General features: G+C 48.3%; 18 protein-coding genes and 1 tRNA gene. 10 read left to right on the top strand and 9 right to left on the bottom strand.

All coding sequences use genetic code 11. The features are described 5' to 3' along the window. Positions 1-1,518 carry a lipopolysaccharide biosynthesis protein gene (locus tag GWG06_RS22140; RefSeq protein WP_160716052.1) on the bottom strand — a complete coding sequence of 506 codons (1,518 nt, stop codon included), beginning with the start codon at positions 1,516-1,518 and terminating at the stop codon, positions 1-3. Positions 1,519-1,766: 248 nt separating this feature from the next. Here GWG06_RS22140 and GWG06_RS22135 point away from each other — a divergent pair, with 248 nt between their 5' ends. From GWG06_RS22135 to GWG06_RS22110, 6 genes are read left to right on the top strand one after another with little or no spacing between them, the layout of a single operon-like run. Further along, positions 1,767-2,675, top strand: coding sequence for a glycosyltransferase (locus GWG06_RS22135; RefSeq protein WP_127036282.1), 909 nt, complete (start codon positions 1,767-1,769; stop codon positions 2,673-2,675). An 18-nt stretch (positions 2,676-2,693) separates the two neighbouring features. After that, complete coding sequence (locus tag GWG06_RS22130) at positions 2,694-3,338, top strand: methionine biosynthesis protein MetW (RefSeq protein WP_127036280.1); 645 nt, start codon at positions 2,694-2,696, stop codon at positions 3,336-3,338. Positions 3,339-3,354: 16 nt separating this feature from the next. Further along, positions 3,355-4,362, top strand: coding sequence for a glycosyl transferase (locus tag GWG06_RS22125; protein WP_127036278.1), 1,008 nt, complete (start codon positions 3,355-3,357; stop codon positions 4,360-4,362). Positions 4,363-4,364: 2 nt separating this feature from the next. After that, on the top strand, positions 4,365-4,733 hold the full coding sequence (locus tag GWG06_RS22120; protein WP_127036276.1) for a sugar 3,4-ketoisomerase: 369 nt from the start codon (positions 4,365-4,367) through the stop codon (positions 4,731-4,733). A 6-nt stretch (positions 4,734-4,739) separates the two neighbouring features. After that, positions 4,740-5,825, top strand: a complete 1,086-nt coding sequence (locus GWG06_RS22115) for a DegT/DnrJ/EryC1/StrS family aminotransferase (RefSeq protein ID WP_160716050.1) — start codon at positions 4,740-4,742, stop codon at positions 5,823-5,825. A 10-nt stretch (positions 5,826-5,835) separates the two neighbouring features. After that, positions 5,836-6,594, top strand: coding sequence for a glycosyltransferase family 2 protein (locus GWG06_RS22110; protein ID WP_160716048.1), 759 nt, complete (start codon positions 5,836-5,838; stop codon positions 6,592-6,594). Between the two features lie 233 nt (positions 6,595-6,827). On the opposite strand, the gene GWG06_RS22105 is transcribed toward GWG06_RS22110, so the two are convergent. After that, the gene (locus GWG06_RS22105; protein ID WP_160716046.1) at positions 6,828-9,323 is read right to left on the bottom strand and encodes a YfhO family protein; all 2,496 of its coding nucleotides are present in this window, start codon (positions 9,321-9,323) and stop codon (positions 6,828-6,830) included. Positions 9,324-9,666: 343 nt separating this feature from the next. On the opposite strand from GWG06_RS22105, the gene GWG06_RS22100 reads away from it, so the two are divergent. Beyond that, the gene (locus tag GWG06_RS22100) at positions 9,667-10,446 is read left to right on the top strand and encodes a queuosine precursor transporter (RefSeq protein WP_127036268.1); all 780 of its coding nucleotides are present in this window, start codon (positions 9,667-9,669) and stop codon (positions 10,444-10,446) included. 148 nt (positions 10,447-10,594) lie between these two features. Here GWG06_RS22100 and GWG06_RS22095 read toward each other — a convergent pair whose 3' ends face one another. From GWG06_RS22095 to GWG06_RS22075, 5 genes are all read right to left on the bottom strand, one after another. After that, complete coding sequence (locus GWG06_RS22095) at positions 10,595-11,047, bottom strand: NUDIX domain-containing protein (protein WP_127036266.1); 453 nt, start codon at positions 11,045-11,047, stop codon at positions 10,595-10,597. A gap of 4 nt (positions 11,048-11,051) precedes the next feature. Then, positions 11,052-11,696, bottom strand: coding sequence for a class I SAM-dependent methyltransferase (locus GWG06_RS22090; RefSeq protein WP_202183090.1), 645 nt, complete (start codon positions 11,694-11,696; stop codon positions 11,052-11,054). Between the two features lie 39 nt (positions 11,697-11,735). Then, the gene (locus GWG06_RS22085) at positions 11,736-12,674 is read right to left on the bottom strand and encodes a magnesium transporter CorA family protein (RefSeq protein WP_127036264.1); all 939 of its coding nucleotides are present in this window, start codon (positions 12,672-12,674) and stop codon (positions 11,736-11,738) included. Positions 12,675-12,697: 23 nt separating this feature from the next. Then, positions 12,698-13,483: a diaminopimelate epimerase gene (gene dapF / locus GWG06_RS22080; protein ID WP_127036262.1), complete on the bottom strand. Its 786-nt coding sequence runs from the start codon at positions 13,481-13,483 to the stop codon at positions 12,698-12,700. A 146-nt stretch (positions 13,484-13,629) separates the two neighbouring features. Beyond that, positions 13,630-14,508, bottom strand: coding sequence for a nucleoside phosphorylase (locus GWG06_RS22075; protein WP_160716044.1), 879 nt, complete (start codon positions 14,506-14,508; stop codon positions 13,630-13,632). Positions 14,509-14,715: 207 nt separating this feature from the next. On the opposite strand from GWG06_RS22075, the gene GWG06_RS22070 reads away from it, so the two are divergent. Further along, positions 14,716-14,786, top strand: a tRNA-Cys gene (locus tag GWG06_RS22070). A 50-nt stretch (positions 14,787-14,836) separates the two neighbouring features. Here GWG06_RS22070 and GWG06_RS22065 read toward each other — a convergent pair. Both GWG06_RS22065 and GWG06_RS22060 read right to left on the bottom strand, forming a co-directional pair. Then, positions 14,837-16,189, bottom strand: coding sequence for an HlyD family efflux transporter periplasmic adaptor subunit (locus GWG06_RS22065; protein ID WP_160716042.1), 1,353 nt, complete (start codon positions 16,187-16,189; stop codon positions 14,837-14,839). 54 nt (positions 16,190-16,243) lie between these two features. Further along, a complete protein-coding gene (locus GWG06_RS22060) occupies positions 16,244-18,454 on the bottom strand; it encodes a peptidase domain-containing ABC transporter (RefSeq protein WP_127036256.1) in 2,211 nt (736 codons plus the stop codon). Between the two features lie 213 nt (positions 18,455-18,667). On the opposite strand from GWG06_RS22060, the gene GWG06_RS22055 reads away from it, so the two are divergent. Both GWG06_RS22055 and GWG06_RS22050 read left to right on the top strand, forming a co-directional pair. After that, a complete protein-coding gene (locus GWG06_RS22055) occupies positions 18,668-18,982 on the top strand; it encodes a winged helix-turn-helix transcriptional regulator (protein ID WP_160716040.1) in 315 nt (104 codons plus the stop codon). An 83-nt stretch (positions 18,983-19,065) separates the two neighbouring features. Continuing rightward, entirely contained in the window at positions 19,066-20,700 is a 1,635-nt protein-coding gene (locus tag GWG06_RS22050) for a vitamin K epoxide reductase family protein (RefSeq protein ID WP_160716038.1), read from the top strand. Positions 20,701-20,708 lie beyond the last annotated feature (8 nt).

The following is a 20,708-nucleotide window of genomic DNA, read 5'->3' as shown; positions in this document are numbered from 1 at the left end:
TTACGGCTTCCACACTTTGGCTTTCATCATCCGCCACATATTGTTTACATCTTCAGACAGGCGCGTCAGAATAACGGCAGCGCCGAAAAGTGTTATGTACAGCATGGTACGTATGATGGTGTCTGCATAAATATTCCAGATAAACGGCAGCTGCTGTACCAGCAGGATGCCCGCAATGCCCAGCAGCAGCGCCCCTGCGGTTTTGAGGTTAAGTGGTTGTATTTTGAACCGTATCAGTATAAAGAGATATCTGATCAGGTTGAACAGTGCAACGGTGATAAGATCCGCATACGCCGCGCCTATGGTGCCGATGCGCTTCTGCATGATATAGTTCAGCACCACCGAGATGATGACTACGAGTATAGAGCAGACGAAGTCAAACCGCCAGAAGTTGGAGGTTTGAATAATCTGGTTATTCACGCCGGTGATAAGATCGATCATTTTGGCGATACCAAGGATCAGGATGATATTGGAGATCGAGGTCCATTCCGGGCCGAGGAATGTCACCAGGTTGTTATGCGAAAGCCAGATAGCGCCGAAGATACCCATGCCTGCGATAGACAGGGTGATGGAGCTTTTGGTGTACAGCTCCTGTATTTTGGCCATATCCCGGTTGCGCCAGGCAGTAGCCAGAATGGGCGTGGTAATGGCGTACATACTGCGTTGCGGTACTTCCATGAAGCTGATGACAAAGGTGGCGTAGGAGAACAGGCCGGCCTGTTCCAGCCCCTGGAGACTGGAAATAATGAGTATATCATTGGTTTTGCGCAGCAGCGAAAATACATTCGAAGAAAAAACGTAGGAGCTGAAAACGAACATCCGCCGGCCCAGCCGCCGGGTAACGTTGCTGATACCACCTGTCAGCCGCAGTTCACCGGTACGGCGTACTATCAGGAACAGGGCTATGGCGGCAATGGCATATGGGAGCCAGAAGAAATTGATATACTGGGTGAAGCTGATACCTGAAAAGGCAAACAGCAGCAGGATAATCGTAGAGGCAATGCGGATACCTGTTTCCTTCAGGAAATTGGAAGCGATGGTTTTATGCAGCCCCCATGCAAAGGCCTCCAGCATATTATAGGCCAGTATAAAGAAGGTGAGGGGATAGATCGCATAAAAATATTCAATAAACAGGGGGGAGTTACCGCTGAATTTGCGGACAATCAGGTCCTTAAAGATAACGGTGAAGAGAAAAAACAGGATATACCCCACCAGGGATACCAGCAGCGTAAGTTTGGGGAGGTCGTTGTGGTCCGGCTTCAGGTAATAGTTATAGAAGGTAAAGAACTTGTTGATCACCGGCACGGCCCCCAGGGATGCTACCGTAGCCAGCAGCGTACATACATCTATCAATACCCTTGTTAAACCAATCTGTTCCTGTGAAAAGATTTTGGGCATTAACAACATGAGGTTCAATGCACCGAAGGCAAACCCGATATAGATAGATATAGATGAATAAAGACTCTGCTTCCTGACGATACCCATGTGTAATAGCTGCTGAACCAGCAAATATAGCAAGAATTGCGAATTACGAATTGCGAATTACGAATGTAGAAGCGAAGAGCTAATCGTAGATTAAAGGTGATATTTAATACTTATCCCTAATAATCTACGATTAGCTCTTCGCTTCTACATTCGTAATTCGTAATTCGTAATTCGCAATTCGTAATTAAAACCCAATTCTTTTCTCCTGTTGATTTTTTATCATATTTTTTGCACATACGCTAATTATAGAGTTAATTTGCGGTATTTAAAAAGGACCAAGGATGGGAACACTGGCGCCAATCATATTTATGGCCTATAAACGGCCGGAAGTGGCGAGGCAGGCATTGGAAAGCCTGGCTGCCAATCCGGAAGCTGCAGAGAGCGAGCTGTATGTATTTGCAGATGGTCCGAAAGCGGACGCCACTGAAGCCGATCTGGAGAATATTGCCGCTACCCGCGCGGTAATCCGCAGCCGCAACTGGTGCGGAAAGGTGCATATCGCCGAAAGGGTGCAGAATATGGGACTGGCCAATTCAGTCATTGCAGCGGTGACAGACGTGGTCGCAAAACATGGAAAAGTTATCGTGATGGAAGACGACCTGGTACTGGCGCCTTTCTTCCTGAAATATATGAACGAAGCACTGGATATGTACGAAGATGAACCGCTGGTAGCCAGCATTCACGGGTACATCTATCCGGTAAAGGAAAAACTGCCGGATACCTTCTTCATCCGGGGGGCAGACTGCTGGGGATGGGCTACGTGGAGCCGCGCCTGGAAACAGTTTGAGCCTGATGGTAAAAAACTGTACGACAGCATCCGCCTGAAAGGGGAAAGCAGCGCTTTCAATTTCGGGGATACCTTCGATTATATGAAGATGCTCCGTAAACAGATTGCCGGGAAAAACGACTCCTGGGCTATCCGCTGGAATGCCTCCGCTTTCCTGAAAAATATGGTGACCCTCTACCCGGGAACATCCCTGGTACAGAACATCGGCGCCGTGAGCGATGCCACCCATATGGATGTAGCTGACGGAGAACTGTATGAAGTGAAAGTGGCCACCACGCCGGTGAAGCTCGTGAAACAGCCCCCGGTAGCCAGTCAGCAGGGAACGGAAGCCTTTGCCGCCTATTTCCGTACCATCAGGAAAGGCTTCTTTGAGAAACTGATAAAAGTTATCAAAAGAAAATAACAGCAACACCACTAACCTATGGCAAACGACAACAGAAGTTACAAGTACAACAGCACCTCGGAAAGCAAGCGGGAAGAATTTACCAAAATTATGGCCATGATAGACCCTGGCAGTAAAGTGGTAGACCTGGGCTGCGGAGACGGCACCCTGCTGCGCATGCTGAAAGAGGATAAACAATGCAGCTGTAAAGGAATGGAACTGGTGGCCAGTGGGGTGGAAGTGTGCCGGGAAAGAGGCCTCGATGTGGTGCAGGGCCGTATTGATGAACGGTTGCCGTATGCTGATAATGAATTTGATGTGGCCATATGCAACGTAACCATCCAGATGGTGATGTACCCGGAAGTGCTGTTATCTGAAATGAAACGCATTTCCAAAAGGCAGATCATCACCTTCCCTAATTTTGCGTACTTTCGGAACCGCCTGGAGATGCTGTTCTCCGGCCGTATGCCCAAAAAAATGCTGTTTGGTTACTACTGGTACAGCACCGGGCATATTCATCAGCTGTCACTCAGGGATTTTAAAGAGCTGGTGACCAATGTAGGCGGACTGAAAATAAACAGGATGCGGTTTATGAAAGTTAGGGTGAAGGTCATCGATAAACTGGGATTCTTATTCCCTAACCTGTTCCGCAAACTCGTGATTTTTGAAACGGAACGTGTTTAAGCGTCTTTATTGAATTATGAAGGAAAGAGATACTACATTATATTATTGTACACTGTTTGACAGTAACTATTTATCAAGGGGCTTAGCCATGTATCAGTCGCTGGCCGCGGTTTGCCAGACGTTTCACCTGTACGTGTTTGCCTTTGATGAAAAATGTCTGCAGGTGTTGAAGAAAATGCAATTGCCCGGTATGACGGTGATATCACTGGAAGAATTTGAAGACCCGGAACTGCTGGCGGTTAAACCCGGCCGCAACCGTGCCGAATACTGCTGGACATGTTCTTCTTCCACTATTCTCTATTGCATTAAACAGTTCGACCTGCCGCACTGTACCTATATCGACGCAGACCTGTATTTTTATAATGATCCCCGCGTACTCATGGATGAAATGGGCAACCACGGCGTTATGATTACGGAACACCGCTATACACCCATGTACGACAAGAGTAAGCTGAGCGGCAAATACTGCGTGCAGTACATCACCTTCCGCAATAACCGCTGGGGGATGGAAGCATTGCAGTGGTGGCGTAACGCCTGCCTGGAATGGTGTTACGACCGTCATGAAGATGGTAAGTTCGGAGATCAGAAATACCTGGACGACTGGCCTACGCGTTTCACCAACGTCTGGGTGCTGGAGAATCTGGGTGGTGGACTTGCCCTCTGGAATATACAGCAGTACGACGTATTTATGCAGAACGGAAAACTGCGCTGCCGCGAAATCAGTACCGGTAAAGAGTTTGATCCGATATTCTACCATTTCCACTATCTGAAGTATTTTACGGATAATACGGTAGAACTGGGCCGGCGACTCATCGCACCGGCTGTAAAGCAGCTGTTTTACCTGCCTTACCTGCAGGCGCTGGAAGCTGCCAGAAGACAGATACAGGCTATAGACAACACCTTCGATCCGCATGGGGCCAGACCCAAGCCGGCAGGACTAAAACCTTTACTGGTGACCATATGGCGTAAACTGCGGAACGTATATCATATTTATTCATTGAAAGAGCTGGGTATTAAACAATAACGATGGCGCATATCATTAACTTAACAACGCATAGCGATAAAAGAGGTAATCTCACTGTAATAGAAAAACAAATTCCTTTTGATATAAAAAGGATCTTTTACATCTATGGCGTAGACGATTCCGTCAGAGGCGGACATCGCCATCATAAAACCATACAGGCAGCCATCTGCGTGCACGGCAGCTGCATTGTATCCAATAATAACGGTCAGGGACAAACGGAGGACTTCGTGATGGATCATCCCAACAAATGCCTGATCCTGGAACCGCAGGACTGGCATACCATGCACCATTTCACCCCCGATGCCGTACTGCTGGTAATGGCATCTACTCCCTTTGATGCGGCAGATTATATTTACGAACCTTACGAATAACGGGCTATGATAGATTACGAAAACCTGGGCTTGCTGAATAAGCCATTTTTTGAAGAGTTTAAAGCAGCTTTCAATGAAACACTGGAAAGCGGCTGGTATATACTCGGTAATAAAGTGAAGGAATTTGAAACTGCCTATGCGCAATACCATGGCAGTAAGCATTGCCTGGGACTGGCCAACGGCCTCGATGCCCTCACGCTCAGTCTGCGCGCTTTCAACTTTGCGCCCGGCGATGAGGTTATCGTACCTTCCAACACCTATATCGCCACGATACTCTCTATCGCACAATGTGGCCTGAAACCCGTGCTGGTGGAACCGGATATCCGCACCTACAATATTGATGCAGATAAAATTGAGGCCGCTATCACTCCCCGCACCAAAGCCATCATGGTGGTGCATCTCTATGGTAAAAGCTGCGAGATGGACAAAATTGTGGCCATCAAACAAAAGCATAACCTGGTGCTGATAGAAGACTGCGCACAATCTCATGCCGCCGCTTTCAAAGGACAGCTGACAGGTACTTTCGGGGAATATGGCGCTTTCAGCTTTTACCCTACCAAAAACCTGGGTGCACTGGGCGATGCCGGCGCTGTCATCTGCAATGACGACAACCTGGCTACTGCTATGCGCCGCCTGCGTAACTATGGCTCCGATGTAAAATATTACAACGAAGTAGTAGGCATCAACTCCAGGCTGGATGAAGTACAGGCCGCCTTCCTGCTCGTGAAGTTCAAATACCTTGCACAGATCACGGAACACAAACGCAAACTGGCACAGGTGTATCACGACGGTATCAAAAATGATTTTATCAAACCGGTTGTACATCCGGATTATTTCGATGTATACCACATCTATAACATCCGCCATGAGCGCCGCGATGAGCTGAAGCAATTCCTGCTGGACAACGGCGTGAAAACGGATATTCACTACCCGCTGCCTCCGCATAAGCAGAAGGCAATGGAAGGTATCATTGACGGTACTTCCTATCCTATCTCGGAAGAAATTCACCGCACTACTTTAAGTCTGCCCTGCTCTTATTACCATACTACGGCAGATATTGAGAAAGTGGTGGAAGTATTGAATAAATTCTAAAGTAATAACTGTGACGGATAAACGCTCTTCTCCGGTAATCAGCATTATAACCGTGTGTTATAATGCTGAAAAATTTATTGAAAGCACTATTCAGAGCGTGCTGGCGCAATCCTATCCGCATATTGAATATATTATTGTTGACGGGGCTTCCCGTGACAATACCATGCAGGTGGTAGAGAAATATGGTTCCCGTATTGCAAAGGTGGTATCTGAAAAGGACAAAGGGCTGTATGATGCCATGAACAAAGGTATGCAGCTGGCCACCGGGGATTATCTGTTATTTTTAAATGCGGATGATGTGCTTGCCGGCAATACCGTGCTGGAAGATATGCTGCAGGTATGCCCGGATGCAGATGTGTATTACGGAGAAGCAATGTTTATGGACGAAAACGGCGCTGACCTGGGACTGCGTTCCACGCAGACGCCCCACAAGGTGCCGGAGCAGCTTACCTGGAAAAGCCTGAAACACGGTATGGTGGTATCACACCAGGCATATATTATCCGTCGCAGACTAAGCCCGCTTTACGACCTGCAATACAAGGTCTGCGCCGACATCGACTGGATGATCCGTACCCTGAAGGCTTCCCGTCAGATCTGTAATACGCATCAGGTAGTTGCAAAATTCAGGGTAGGCGGCACCTCCAAACAGCGCCAGCAGCTGGCCTGGAAAGAACGCTACCGGATCCTCAGCCATTACTACGGCCACCTGCCCAACTTCACCCACCATTTATTCATCGCCCTCCGCTATATCTTCTCCAAAAAATACTGACTATTTGGTTATTTGAGATTTGGCTATTTGAGATTTTCATAAATCAGGATGCCCCCTGAAGGATTTTTGGGTTTTGAGATTTTTGGATGTTGGAATTTTTTAATGCTGCAAAGATCTACGCGAGTATCTCCGCTGCATTAAAAAATTCCAACATCCAAAAATCTCAAAATCCAAAAATCCCCAGGGGGCATCATTATCAGAACAAAATCTCAAATAACCAAATAACCAAATAATTAGGTTCCCTGGTTTTTGCGGGCCGCAATGATTTCCCAGATAAAGGCTGCTATTACCAGGATCAGCAGGATGCTGGAGGAGATAGCAGATATTTTCTGGCCTTTGAAGAAGGTGGTTGGTTCGAACTTCAGGGTGATCTGGTGCTGACCGGCAGGTATTTTCACACCACGGAGGGCGTAGTCAACGCGAACGATGTCGGTTTTCTTTCCATCGATGTAGGCGTTCCAGCCGGCAGGGTAGTAGATCTCAGAGAATACGCCCAGGCCTTCCCGGCTGTTGCTGGAAGTATACTCCAGTGCATTAAGTCCGTATTTGGTCAGCTTAATATTGGCGGCGCTGTCTTTTCCTGGTTTGAAACCGTTGCCCAGCACGCTTTCGAAGCGTTTATCGATAACGGCGGAGTCTTTGGTGTTGAGATGATCCAGCGTAGTCATTTCTGTATTGGCATCCGGGGCCCATACGATATCATTTACAAACCATGCGTTACCGTTAGCGTCAGGGTTGCGTTGCGCTACTGGTTGTCCGCCTTTCTGATCGGGTACGATAAAGTATTTGGTGTTGAGCATGTTCAGCACCTGCATGTTGTTTTTGGATATCTGGTGGGTGATGAGGTCCTGATAAATCCACAGTTTGGCGGGGCTGTAGCCGCCTACGTTTTTGTGGAAGTAGGAAGGCATGGCATCATCAAACGGAGAGGTGGCTACGTTGAGTATGCGGTAGTACGGATCCGGGTCCTGTTTGATCTGCAGATCGGCCTGGGTAGGGGTGAGCTGTGATTCCAGTACGGATTCATCCACGAAGCTGTCTTTACCGAGATAGTTTCTGTCTACCTGAATGAGGTCGATGGCTACAGCTGCTACCAGTACCAGGGCTGCCGTCTGCCATTTCAGTTTATCCGTGAGGTATGCCCAGATAGCGCCGCCGGCGATGGCGATGAATATCAGGGAGCGGATGCTGTCTTTCAGCAGGAGGCTGCTGCGGTCTTTTTCCAGTGCACGGACCAGGAGTTTTCCATTTTCTTCGCCGCCCATCATCTGCGCAAAATAATTCAGCATGGTAGCATCGCTGTGGCCGCTGAAGTTAAAGAAGAGGCTACCGCCGATACCGATGATGACCACGAGTCCGCCGGTGATGAGAAATGCCTGTTTCAGTTTTTTCAGCAGTGCGTCTTTGGTATGTTTACCGTTGGCCACTTCCTGCAAAGCCCAGCAGCCCAGTATCACGAAGGTGAGTGAGGGGAGTACCAGCGCCTGTGCCGGCGCCCTGAACTTGTTATATAAAGGCAGGTGATAGAAGAGGAAATCGTTGATAAAGGCGAGGTTTTTACCCCATGCCAGTATAAAACCGATGATGGTGATGGCCAGCAGCCACCATTTCTGCCAGCTGGTCACTAACAGTAACGATAATACGAAAAGGAAGCAGATGATGGCGCCTACATATACAGGGCCGGAGGTGCCTCTTTCCTGGGCGCCGTAGTACAGCGGGAACTTCATCTGTTCCATAAACTGTTCCACCTGTGCAGGGGGAGCGCCGAGGCTGACCATTTGTTCGTATACATGGGAGCCGGTGCCGAGTTTCTGCGCAGAAGAGTTACCGGCAAATCCGGGGATGAGGAATGTGAAGGATTCCATCGGGCCGTAGCTCCATTCAAATGCATAATCTATTTCGAGTCCGGTTGACTTTTTCAGGTCTACATCCTTTTTATCCAGCGTCAACTCTGATTTGCTGCCACGCATGGTATAATCAGTGTATTCGCGGGTGATGAGGAGGTTATCCATGGCGGGCAGTACAGCCAGCACGCCGGCGATGGCCAGCAGCACGGAGGCTTTGAAGAACTGTGGCAGGCCTTTTTCGCGGAGTGCGTGAACAAAGGCGGCAGCCACCAGGCAGAGCACCATGATAAGGGTGTAGTAGATCATCTGCAGGTGGTTGTTGTAGATGAGTACCCCGGTAGCTACTGCGGTGAGGGCAGCGCCACCGATCAGGCGGCCGCGGTAGGTGAGGATGATACCTGCCAGTACGGCGGGCATCAGGGCAATATCATACATTTTGGTGATGTGCCCTACATCCATCAGAATAACATTATAGGAGCAGAAAGCAAAAGCGACAGCGCCCAGCACCCGGATCCAGTATTTGAAATCCAGCACACAGGCCAGCAGGTACATGCAGGCCATCGCGAGGAATAACATGTTAACAGGGGTAGGCAGGTTCAGGGTAATCAGCTTGTTGACATATACCAGCTTGTTGACACTGGGACCGTTGTAAGTCACATATGTAGGCATCCCGGAGAACATGCTGTTAGACCATAGGGGGCGCTCGCCGGTAGCTTCATAAAAGTCCTTCGCCTCTTTGACCATTCCTTTTACGTTCATCATATCGCTCTGGTTTACTACCTTGCCTTCTAAAACAGGTGAGCAATAAACCGTTGCCAGCAACAGGAAGATGCCGATTGCTGCCAGATGCGGAAGAATGGCTTTAAGCCAGTTTTGCTTCATCGGATAATTTGGATTTAGTTTTAAAGAAACAAAAATAACTGTAATTTATCCGAAATTTCAATATGCGTTGGATTCGATTTGTGTTAAAATTTGCATTTATATGCAATCTGTGCTTTATTTTTGGTCAGATACTGCGCATTACCACCTATGATCATTCCCTGGATATGATGGTGAATCATATTGTGGTGCTTGGGCTGGGGGTGGCATTCCCTTTAAATTTCCTGATATGCGCCGTTACAGGAATCCTGTTGCTGCTGAAGAAGATTGAATGGAAACCTTTACCTCCCTGGCTTTTTTTATGCAACATGGCAGTTTTAATCTTTCAACTCATAGTTAATTACTGATGGTTAAGTCTATACTGAATGATAAACCCACTAAGTTGTTTGTCATATTCGCCAGTTTCTTTGTGGCCAATGCCCTGATAGCAGAGTGCATCGGAGGCAAGCTCTTTTCCCTGGAAAGCCTGCTGGGGCTCCCGGTACATAAGTTTTCCCTGTTTGGCCAGGATGGCCTTTCATATACGCTGACAGCCGGCGTTATGTTATGGCCGCTGGAATTTGTGATGACGGATATTGTGAATGAGTTTTACGGCCCGAAAGCTGTGCGCCGTATTTCCTATATCGCCGTAGCGCTGATATCCTATGCTTTTATTATGTTCATGGTTGCTATCAACATACCGGCAGACAGCTGGTGGATAGGCAGCAGCGCTGCAGAGGGCGTACCTGATATGCAGAAGGCGTTCACCGGTATCTTCGGGCAGGGCATGTGGATTATCCTGGGTAGCCTTACCGCTTTCCTGGTAAGCCAGATAGTAGATGTGACCGTATTTCATCACATTAAAAAGCGAACCGGCGAAAAGCACGTCTGGCTGAGGGCAACAGGTTCCACTGTGGTGTCTCAGTTCATCGACAGCTTTATTGTACTTTTCATTGCCTTCAAGGTCGGAAAGGACTGGAGCTGGCAACGTGTGCTGGCCATCTGTATGGTCAACTACAGCTATAAATTTGTCATCGCTGTAGCGCTTACTCCTTTGATATACCTCCTGGAAAACAGGATTATCAGGTACCTGGGGCATGATACGGCAGCGAAGATGAAGGCGGCGGCAATGGGAAAGGAGGATTGATCGGGAATTACGAATTACGAATTGCGAATTACGAATGTAAAAGCGAAGAGCTAATCGTAGATTAAAGGTGATAACTATAAAATATCCACTTTAATCTACGATTAGCTCTTCGCTTTTACATTCGTAATTCGCAATTCGCAATTCGTAATTAATATTTAAGCTTCACCAAATCCGCCACCACCTTATCAATCGGTAATGTTACCGCCGCAGCGGAGAAGTCTTCCCAGTTGATCCAGCGGGCGTGTTCTACTTCCTGGGCGCCTTCGGGCACGGTGAAGTCGAACGGTTTGGTGATGACTTTGGCAGTGAAGGGAGACAGGGGAGTGACCAGATAATAGATAGAGATGATCTGTGTTTCGTTATCGAAGGCAGAGATCTGGAAGAAGTCGGTCGTGTAGATGTGTTCCACTACTTTGATGTCCTGGCCCAGTTCTTCCTGCCATTCGCGTACCATGCAATCGAGGGTGCCTTCTCCGAATTCGAGGCCGCCGCCGGGAAACTTGGTGTAATAGCCTCCGCGTATATATTCATCTGTAACCAGTACCTGTTTATGTTCATTGATCATGATACCATAAACTCTGACGTTGAATCCTGTCTGCATATCATTATTTAACGGCGTCTACGATAATGGAGGTGTAGTTGAGTTTACCGTCCACGTTACGTTCATCATAGCGTTTGGAGCGATGTACCATCCCGTCTTCTTTTTTCCATTCGTTAAAATGGAATTGTCCCTGTTCATCAAAATATTCCAGGAGTTTCACTTCCCGGAAGCCTGCATTTTCCAGCAGGGTGGTGAGGAGGCGGTAGTTGTACAACAGTTTGTGATCGTCAGCGCCCCAGCCGGTGCCGCCTGGCTTTACGATATTGATATAGGCGGGGTCTGAGTGGAAGCCATCGGGGATGGCTATACGCAGATAACCACCTGGTTTCAGGTAGCGGTGGCAGGTTTTGGCGGCGGTGAGGCCCTCTTCGTAGGTGAGGTGTTCCCAGACGTGTTCTGCCAGGAATGCGGATACCGAGTTGTCCGGAATATATTTATTCCAGGTGTCCGGAAGCAGCAGGTTAAAATGTTGTACTTCAGTGGGTATCCAGCCGGATTCAAACACTTTACTGGCGCCGATGACCAGCTTCCAGTCGGAGCTGTCTTTCAGAGACTGAATCAGTTTCTTTTCCGTTGCCCGCAATACCATTGCATTGTAGCCGGTTACTTCTTTGGTTATCCGGAAGATACTTTTTAAAACTTTTAGCATGTTACTGCATGGATTGATGATGTCTGTAAATATAATGGACTAAAACCATTTCTTTTTCATGAAATACATACTGATGACTACTGAGATCAGGATGGACAGGATGATGGGTATATAAAAGGCATGTACGGTATGCTGGTAGGGGATATCTACGTTCATACCATAGATACTGGCCACCAGCATGGGAAAGGTCAGGATAATGGTGATGGATGTAAGCCTTTTCATCACCACGTTGAGGTTGTTGGAAATGATGCTGGCAAAGGCATCCATCGTACTGCTGAGTATGTTGGTGTAGATGTTGGCCATTTCAAGCGCCTGTGAAGTATCTACGATCAGGTCGTTGAGGAATTCCTTTTCATCTTCGTTCAGACCGAGGAAGTTGGTACGTTCCAGTTTCATGAGCAGCAGTTCGTTGCTGCGGAGGGCGGTGACCAGGTATACGAGGCTTTTCTGTATACGCATGATGGCCAGCAGCTCTTCATTACGGTTGGAGTCGTAGAGTTTGGCTTCGAGGATATTCCGGCGCTGGTTGATTTCCTTCAGGTAATCGAGGAAGTTCACCACCACTTTTTCGAATATTTTCAGCACCATCATATTCCTTTTTTCCGGGGAGCGGTTGTGGAAAGTATCCAGGAAGCGCTTGATGGCGGCGTTATCGAATGAGTTAACGGTGATGATCTGGTTGTGGGTGAGAATAATTACAATCGGGATGGTGATATAGAAGGCATCACTTTCGTTGATGGAATTATTTTCTGTAGGTGTTTTGATGACAATGAGCTTTACATTGTCTTCCAGTTCGAACCTGGCTCTTTCATCGATATCGAGGGAGTCCGTGAGGAAGTCCAGGGGAATATCCAGTTCTTCAGACAGCTGTTCGAATTCGGATTGTTTCAGTGGGGGCGTAATGTTCACCCAGGCGCCGTTTTCCGGCTCCTGGATAGCCACTGTTTTTGAATCTATATTTTTGAAGTATTGGATCATCAGATGCGGGGGTGAAATATGTGTTAGCCGATAGTAATCTGTCCTTCAAATACAAGTGTAGCAGGCCCGCAGAGCCATATGTTGTTAAACGATCGTTCACCTGTTTTGTGGAAGCGTACTTCCAGCTGTCCGCCCAGTGTCTGTACGGGGATCACATATTCTTTTTCTTCTTTACCGGCGAAGGTGAGGGCGGCGGCAGTTACACCGGTACCGCAGGAGTAGGTTTCGTCTTCCACGCCTCTTTCGTAGGTACGTACAAATATGCCGTTTTCGTAGGGCTGTACGAAGTTCACGTTGGTGCCTTCTGTAGCAAAGCGTTCATTGTAGCGGATCTGGCGGCCTTCGGTGAATACTTCGGTAGCCTGTACATCTTCTACATATTTAACGAAGTGGGGGGAGCCGGTATTCAGGTAATAATACAGGGGGCCTTGTTCCACAAAGTCTACATCCTGCATTTTCAGGTTTACCCAGTTGTTGCCGTCGAGGGTTGCTTCATGTTCGCCATCTACAGCAATGAAGTAGAGGTTGCCGTCGCCCACGCCCATTTTGTGGGCAAAGGCTGCCAGGCATCTGCCTCCGTTTCCGCACATGGTACCTTCCCGGCCGTCGGCATTATAATACTTCATGGCGAAGTCATAGTCTTCGCTTTTGTTGAGCAGCATCAATCCATCTGCGCCGATACCGAAACGGCGGTCGCATAATTCGTTCACCTGCTCATTTGTGAGCCAGTTGTACTGGCCTTCCCGGTTGTCCATGATTACAAAATCATTGCCGGTACCCTGGTATTTATAAAAGTGGATCTGCTGCATAATGCACAAAGATAATTACGAATTACGAATTGCGGATTACGAATTAAAATGCAGCGAAAATAAAAGCGAATGTTTATGTTTTGTTAACATACGAGGAGTTCTCCGCTGCATTTCATTCGTAATCCGCCATTCGTAATTCGTAATTACTATAAGGTAGAAATAATTTCAAGTCCTTTCTTAATCAGTGCAGCTACAGCAGCGCCGCCGTCCTTACTGAATTCTTTGCGGATGCGGTTGGCAACGATGGCGCTGATAGAGAGGCATTCGTGGCCGAGCACGCGTCCCATGCCGTAAATGGCGGATGTTTCCATTTCGAAGTTGCTGATACGGTGTCCTTCATAGGAGAATCCGGTGAGGTTGTCGATCAGGTTAGGATTGGCGAGCGTGCCGCGGAGTACGCGTCCCTGCGGGGCATAGAAGCCAGGGCAGGTAACGGTAATGCCTGTATGAAAACCGGTGGTAAAGTGCTGGTGCAGGCTGGCGGCAGCGGCAAACAGGCAGGGGTTGGCGCCGCCGGGTTGCAGGAATACCTGTCCGCGGAAGGCTTCCAGCAGCTGTTTTTCTGCAGTGGTGTTCTCAAAGGCGTAATAGGGCATGAGGTTGTCGAGGCCCAGGCCATGGGAAGATACCACGAAGCTGTCTACCGGGATGCTCTCCTGCAGCGCGCCGGAGGTACCCAGGCGGATAATCTGCAGGGATGTCAGTGCCGGCTTAACCAGGCGGGTATTAAAGTCGATATTTACCAGGGCATCCAGCTCATTCAGTACAATGTCTATATTATCTGTTCCGATGCCGGTAGATACGACAGACACGCGTTTGCTGCCGATATAGCCGGTATGCGTTACAAATTCGCGGTGCTGAGACTGATGTTCTATTTTATCAAAATGCTTGCTGACGGCCGCTACACGGTCGGGGTCGCCCACGGTAATAATGGTGTGCGCCAGTTCTTCCGGTCTTACATCCAGGTGGTACACTGCCCCCCGGCTGTTAATAATCAGTTCTGATTCAGCAATACGTTTATCCATAGTATTAATTTTTATTTTCACAAATGCACAATCCTTTTTTCTCTTTGTGCCTCAATATTCCTACCTTCCGGAATATTATCAAAATATTTTTTCAGATATTTTTTAAATAATATTTGGTGGTTATCAGAAATTTACTACTTTTGCAATCCCACAAAACGACGGGACGCCCGCTCTGGGCAAGCAAAGAGGGATCCTGTTGACTGAAATGGTACCGTGGCCGAGTGGCTAGGCAGAGGTCTGCAAAACCTCGTACAGCGGTTCGAATCCGCTCGGTACCTCCGCAATAAAAAAGCCGCTGACAACAGCGGCTTTTTTTATTACTGCCCGGCTATCTGTTTCCTGCAGATGTAGCCTTCACTATATCATAATAAAACCGCTCCAGCAGCCGCATATCCCGTGTGATAATCAGGCCCTGCGCCTTCAGCCCGTTTTTATAGGCTACCGCCTTGCGCTGATCTGTCTGCAGCCCGCTATCCAGACGTATGGTAGCCATAAACCCGCTGTCCGTAGCTACATGCGAAATATAATCTATCGTGCCCGGCACATAACCGAATTCCTGATAGGGATAAGCCTCGAAACGCAGCTGTACCCGGAAACCGGTGTCTATCTTCCCCAGATTACGCTGCGAGAGATAGGTTTCTGCAAAGAAACGGCTGTCAGGCGGATTGATATACCCCACCAGGCGGCCTGCCGGCAGAAACTGATTTTCCTGCAGGGAGATGGTGAAGGTGATTTTTCCATCAATGGGCGATTGCAGCAGGAATTTTTTCATCCACTCATCTACTGCGCTTTTCAGGGATTGGGTAGCCTGCAGGAAAATAATTTCCTGCTGACTGATATCATGATCCACCTGCTGGATAGCCTTCAGCTTGTCGCGCTGCTGGTACCTGTTGTTGAGAATAGCGGCCTCCATCTGCGGCAATGATGATTGTTTGCCGAGGAACTTACTCTTCTCATTACGGAAGTCCTGCGGCGAAATGACCCTGTCTTTCAGCAGTGAGTCATTCATTTTGAATGTCTCTGCGGCCAGCGTAATATCTTCTGCCGTATATATTTTCTGTTGTTCTGCCGTTTGCTGCAGCAGTTCGAGGTCTGTTATATCATGCTGCAGTAATTTCTTTCGTTTCAGATAGAATCCGTCCGGTATATAGTCGTTGTACTGCTGCCAGGCGGTGATGAACTGCTGGTAGGCAGCTTGCAGCTCTCCCAGCGTTTTAAACCGCTGCCGGAAAAGACGTGCCGCCTGTTCCGGGTGGCCTGCTTCCTGCAGGGCAATGCTCTGATCCAGCCGTGCCGCCAGCTGCAGCACGGCTGCGTGTGAGGCGGTACTTTCTATCCAGCCGATAACTGTGCCGGCACTGACGGCAGTATTATTCTGCGCCAGCAGCTTTACCAGTCTGCCGTCGGTACGCATCACTATTTCCTTGGGCGCATTGGCGGCGGTGAGTGTAGCGCGGCTGTTAACAATATCCGGGTAGCTGATAAACCAGGAGCAGGCAAAAACCGAGACCAGTATGCCACCGAAAATGAAGAGCGCCCAGCGTTCCAGGAGGTCGGGTTTGCGGGTAATAATTTCCTGGGCTATTTCAGAGCGCAGCTGTAATCTGTTGTCATCTTTTCCTGTGGGCAGGGTCGTGGAATCTTCCCTGATTACAACAGGGAGTGGTGTGTGAACGGGCATAATAAACAATTTAGAATAGTGGAATTTCTACGGTAATCTAACAGTCAGTATATATCAGGCTCCCAGCTCCAGCTGGTTTTTTACCAGCTCATAATATCTTCCTTTCAGCAGGGTGAGTTGCTGATGCGTGCCTTCTTCTGCAATACGGCCTTCATGCAGCACTACAATTTTATCGGCATTTTTCACGGTGCTCAGGCGGTGTGCTACTACAATAACGGTGCGGCCTTCAAAGAATTCTTCCAGCTTGTCAACGATCTCTCTTTCGTTGTTGGCATCCAGGGCGTTGGTAGCTTCATCGAAGAACAGGTATTGCGGGTCCTTGTAGATGGCGCGTGCTATGAGCAGGCGTTGCCGCTGTCCCTGGCTTACGCCGATGCCATCGGCGCCCAGCTGTGTGTTGAAGCTGTTGGGCAGCGACTCAATGAAGGGTAGTATGTTGGCGATATTACAGCTGTGCAGCAATCTTTCATGATCGATGAATTCATCGCCGACGGCGATGTTGCGGGCAATGGTATCATTGAAGATATAGCCGTCCTGCAGTACCGCGCCGCATTGCCTGCGCCAGTAGGAGGGGCTTACATATCTGAAATGTACGCCTTCACCGTTGGTCTGCTGATGTTTTCCTATTTTTATTTCTCCGTCGTACTGTTCATATATTTTCAGCAGCAGTTTGAGTAGCGTGGTTTTGCCGCTGCCGCTTACACCTACGATGGCAGTAACCTTACCTTCTGGAATATGCAGGTCTATATTTTCCAGCACGGGATCATTGCCGGCGCCGGGATAGGCAAATGTCAGGTTGCTGATGCTGATGTTTTTGCTGCCGGAGAGATGATTGACAAAAGTTTTATCTGCCGGTTCTTCATCTTCCAGCATATGTATTTCGTTTAGCCTTTCCATACTGATACGCGCATCCTGAAAGGATTGCACCAGGCTGATGAAATCATTGACAGGCCCGCCCAGTTGTCCGATAATATATTGTACGGCCAGCATGGCGCCGAAGGTGAGCTGCCCGTCTACCACCATCCTGGCTACCATAAAGCTGATAAGAATATCTTTGCCCTGGTTGATGAATAAGGCGCCGGCTGCCTGTACCTGCCCGTAGTTCAGCCCCTTGAAATTAATTTTGAAAATGGTGGCCTGTATGTTTTCCCATTCCCAGCGTTTTAATTTCTCTGCGTTGTTCAGCCTTATTTCCTGCATACCCTGTATCAGCTGCAGGGTGGCATTGTTTTCTTTGGAGGCCACGTGGAAGACTGCATAATTCAGCTTGCGCCGGAAGCGGAGAAAGAGGCGTATCCAGCAGAAGTAGAGCAGGTTGCCTGCACAGAAAAGCAGGAACAGCTGCACATTGAAATAACTGAGTATGATGGCGTATACAAAAAAGTTCAGCAGCGAGAACAACGTACTGATGGCCGATCCGGTCAGGAAGCCCTGTATCTGTTTGTTGTCTCCGATTCGTTGCAGGATATCGCCGGTATGATGCCGGTCAAAATAGGATACCGGCAACCTTGTCAGCTTTATCCAGAAATCAGACAGTATGGAGATGTTCATATGGTTCGATATCCTGAGTTGCAGGCGGCTTCTGATAAAGCCAACAACCGTATTGCTGAAGGTCAGCATCAGCTGTGCAAACAATACGATGGTGATGTATTCAAGGTTACCGGTGTTGATACCGGTGTCAACCATACTCTGTGAAAGGAAGGGAAAGATGAGTGACAGCACGGAGGTGACGAAGAGGGAAAGAAATACCTGCGACAGCTTGCCTGAATTGGGGCGGAGGTATTGCGTAACTACGCTCCAGCTGAGTTTCTCTTCTTTTTCTCCTGCCTGTGCAAAGAAGGTGGGCGTAGGTTCAAGCAGAAGCGCCGTACCGGTATCTTCACGTTGCGCGTTTTTGCTGGAAGCCCAGAAATGCAGGAATTCAGCGGGTGTATAAGACACGATGCCGCGCGCAGGGTCTGCAATTTTTACACCTTTGCTGCTGCAGCTGACCAATACAACAAAATGATTCTGATCCCAGTGCAGGATGGCCGGGGCAGGCGCCTGTTGCAGTTTGTGGTAGCTGAGGTGAACCCCTCTTGTTCTGAATCCTATTTTTTCTGCTGTTTCACTGATGCCCAGCAGTGAAACACCCTGCTTGCCGTAACCTGTTTTTTGTCTCAATGTATCTGTAGTATAATGTCTGCCATAATATTTGGCAACCATTCTAAGGCAGGTCGGGCCACAGTCCATTGCATTCAACTGTTGGTAAAAGGGGAAAGGCATATAACAATAATAAGTTCTGAGGAAGTACAGGAAGTTTCATTTCTATCATTAGAAAATTAAAAAAATTATTCTCTATTGTTTCTTTTTTTTTAAGAAAAAAATTATCATCTTTATTTGAGTTGAAGCAGCACAGAAATTTCTTACCTGTAAACCGCGATTATTACTTTCAGCTGCAGTATTTATGATTGTTAATCTTAACCAATACCTGATACTATGTCATTACGCCGTTATCTGGAGCGACTACACCTGATCGATAACCTTATCCGCAAAAAGCAGGCTGGCAGCCAGCAACAGCTGGCCAGTAAGGTGGGTGTGAGCCGGAGTTCCCTCAATGAATTTTTAAAGGAAATGAAAGAAGAAGGGTTCCCTATTAAGTATTGTAAAAAGTCAAACACTTATTATTATGAAGAAGACGGTAATATGGTAAGCTCACTTTTTGAACTGAGTAAAGAAGACCTGAATAAACATCACGGCGGGATATCATTCTTCGGAAACCATTGGTATAACAGTGTTTTCGTGAATTGTTAACAGAATGTCATAATGAGATAGCAAAGCAAAGTCCACTTATAATAGACTCAGGTCTCCGAACTTTGTGAATATATCTCATTGGCATGTTAGCACAAGTTATCAAGTTAGCGAAACCACCCGCATTCATCGATATTTCCAAACGGTTTGCGGACCTATTAAAAGTACCTGTTACACAAACGGCATTAGCAGTATCCCTGGAAGATCATCCCGATTATCCCAGCCTGTTAAGCATGAGCGATGTACTGCTCAGCTTCGGCATCAGCAACATAGCGCTGACAGTGACCATGAACAAACTGGCGGAACTACCACTGCCTTTTATTGCGCAGATAAAAGACCGGGAAACAGGGAAGGATTCCCTGGCCATTATCCGGGAAGTGAAGCGTGATTCGGTCAGCTGGTATACTGCAGAAAATCCACGTTGGGAAGAAGTGCCGCTGACCGCTTTTGCGGCGCAATGGCCCTCAGGAACAGTACTCATTGCCGATGCAGAAGATGCTGCCGGCGAAAAGGATTACAGGCAGCACAGAAGAACAGAGCAACGTCTGCAACTGGCTAAGACAGCCGGTTATATGGCTTTGCCCGTAGCTGCGCTGGTAACCGCTGCTACCACCGTGCTGCGCGGCGGCGCCGCCGGATGGTGGCCGGCGGCATTGCTCCTGCTGATGCTGACAGGCGCCTTACTCACCGTATTGTTGCTATGGTATGAACTGGATCAGTATAACCCGGTGTTGCAAAAAATATGCAGCAGTGGCAAGAAGGTGAACTGTGGCGCTGTACTGCATTCCAAAGCATCGAAGATAGCCGGCATCAGCTGGAGTAATATAGGATTCACCTGGTTCGCAGGCGGACTGCTACTGCTGTTGTTTACGGGAGTGACATCGCCGCCGGCGCTGCTGCTGACAGGTATGTTCAGTGTGGTTAGTATTCCTTACATATTTTTCTCTGTATATTATCAGTGGCGCATTGCCCGGCAATGGTGTGTGCTGTGTATGGGCGTACAGTCTGTATTGCTGCTGCAGTTCCTTGTAACCCTTGCCGGCGGCTGGCTGCAGCCGGTTCATTTCGACGCCGGCATACTGCTGACAGCCGCCATCGCTTATCTGCTGCCATTTGCGGTGGTGAGTATACTGGTGCCGGCGCTCCGTCAGGCCAAGGACGGCCGGCGATCCCGGCATGAGCTGCAGCGCCTGAAGCATAATACACAGATTTTTGAAGCGCTGATGGGCAGACAGAAAGCGGTAACCACAACTACAGATGGCATCGGTATTGTATTAGGCAACCCGGCAGCGAAGCACCGGCTGGTGAAAGTATGTAACCCCTATTGCGGCCCCTGCGCGGATGCACACAAACCTATTGAAGAGCTGCTGGAGAATAATCCGGATGTACAGCTGCAGATCATTTTCACGGCTACCAATCAGACAGACGACCGGCGGGCATTGCCGGCCCGGCACCTGCTGGCTATAGCTGAGAAGAATGATGAAGCGCTTACCCGGCAGGCGCTGGACGACTGGTATACCGCGGCGGAGAAAGACTATGCCTCCTTCGCTGCGAAATATCCCATGAACGGAGAACTGAAGCAGCAGGACGAAAAAATTACCGCGATGATGCAATGGTGTGAAGCACTGAAAATTTCCTTTACACCTACCATTTTCGTAGATGGGTACCAGTTACCTGGTATCTACAGTGTGGAAGACCTGAAATATTTCCTGGCCGTATAATCCATTTT

The sequence above is a fragment of the Chitinophaga solisilvae genome, assembly GCF_009928525.1.
GTDB classification, from domain to species: domain Bacteria; phylum Bacteroidota; class Bacteroidia; order Chitinophagales; family Chitinophagaceae; genus Chitinophaga; species Chitinophaga solisilvae.
Note: the sequence above shows the minus strand (reverse complement) of the source record. Positions and strands in the feature narration are given on the sequence as shown.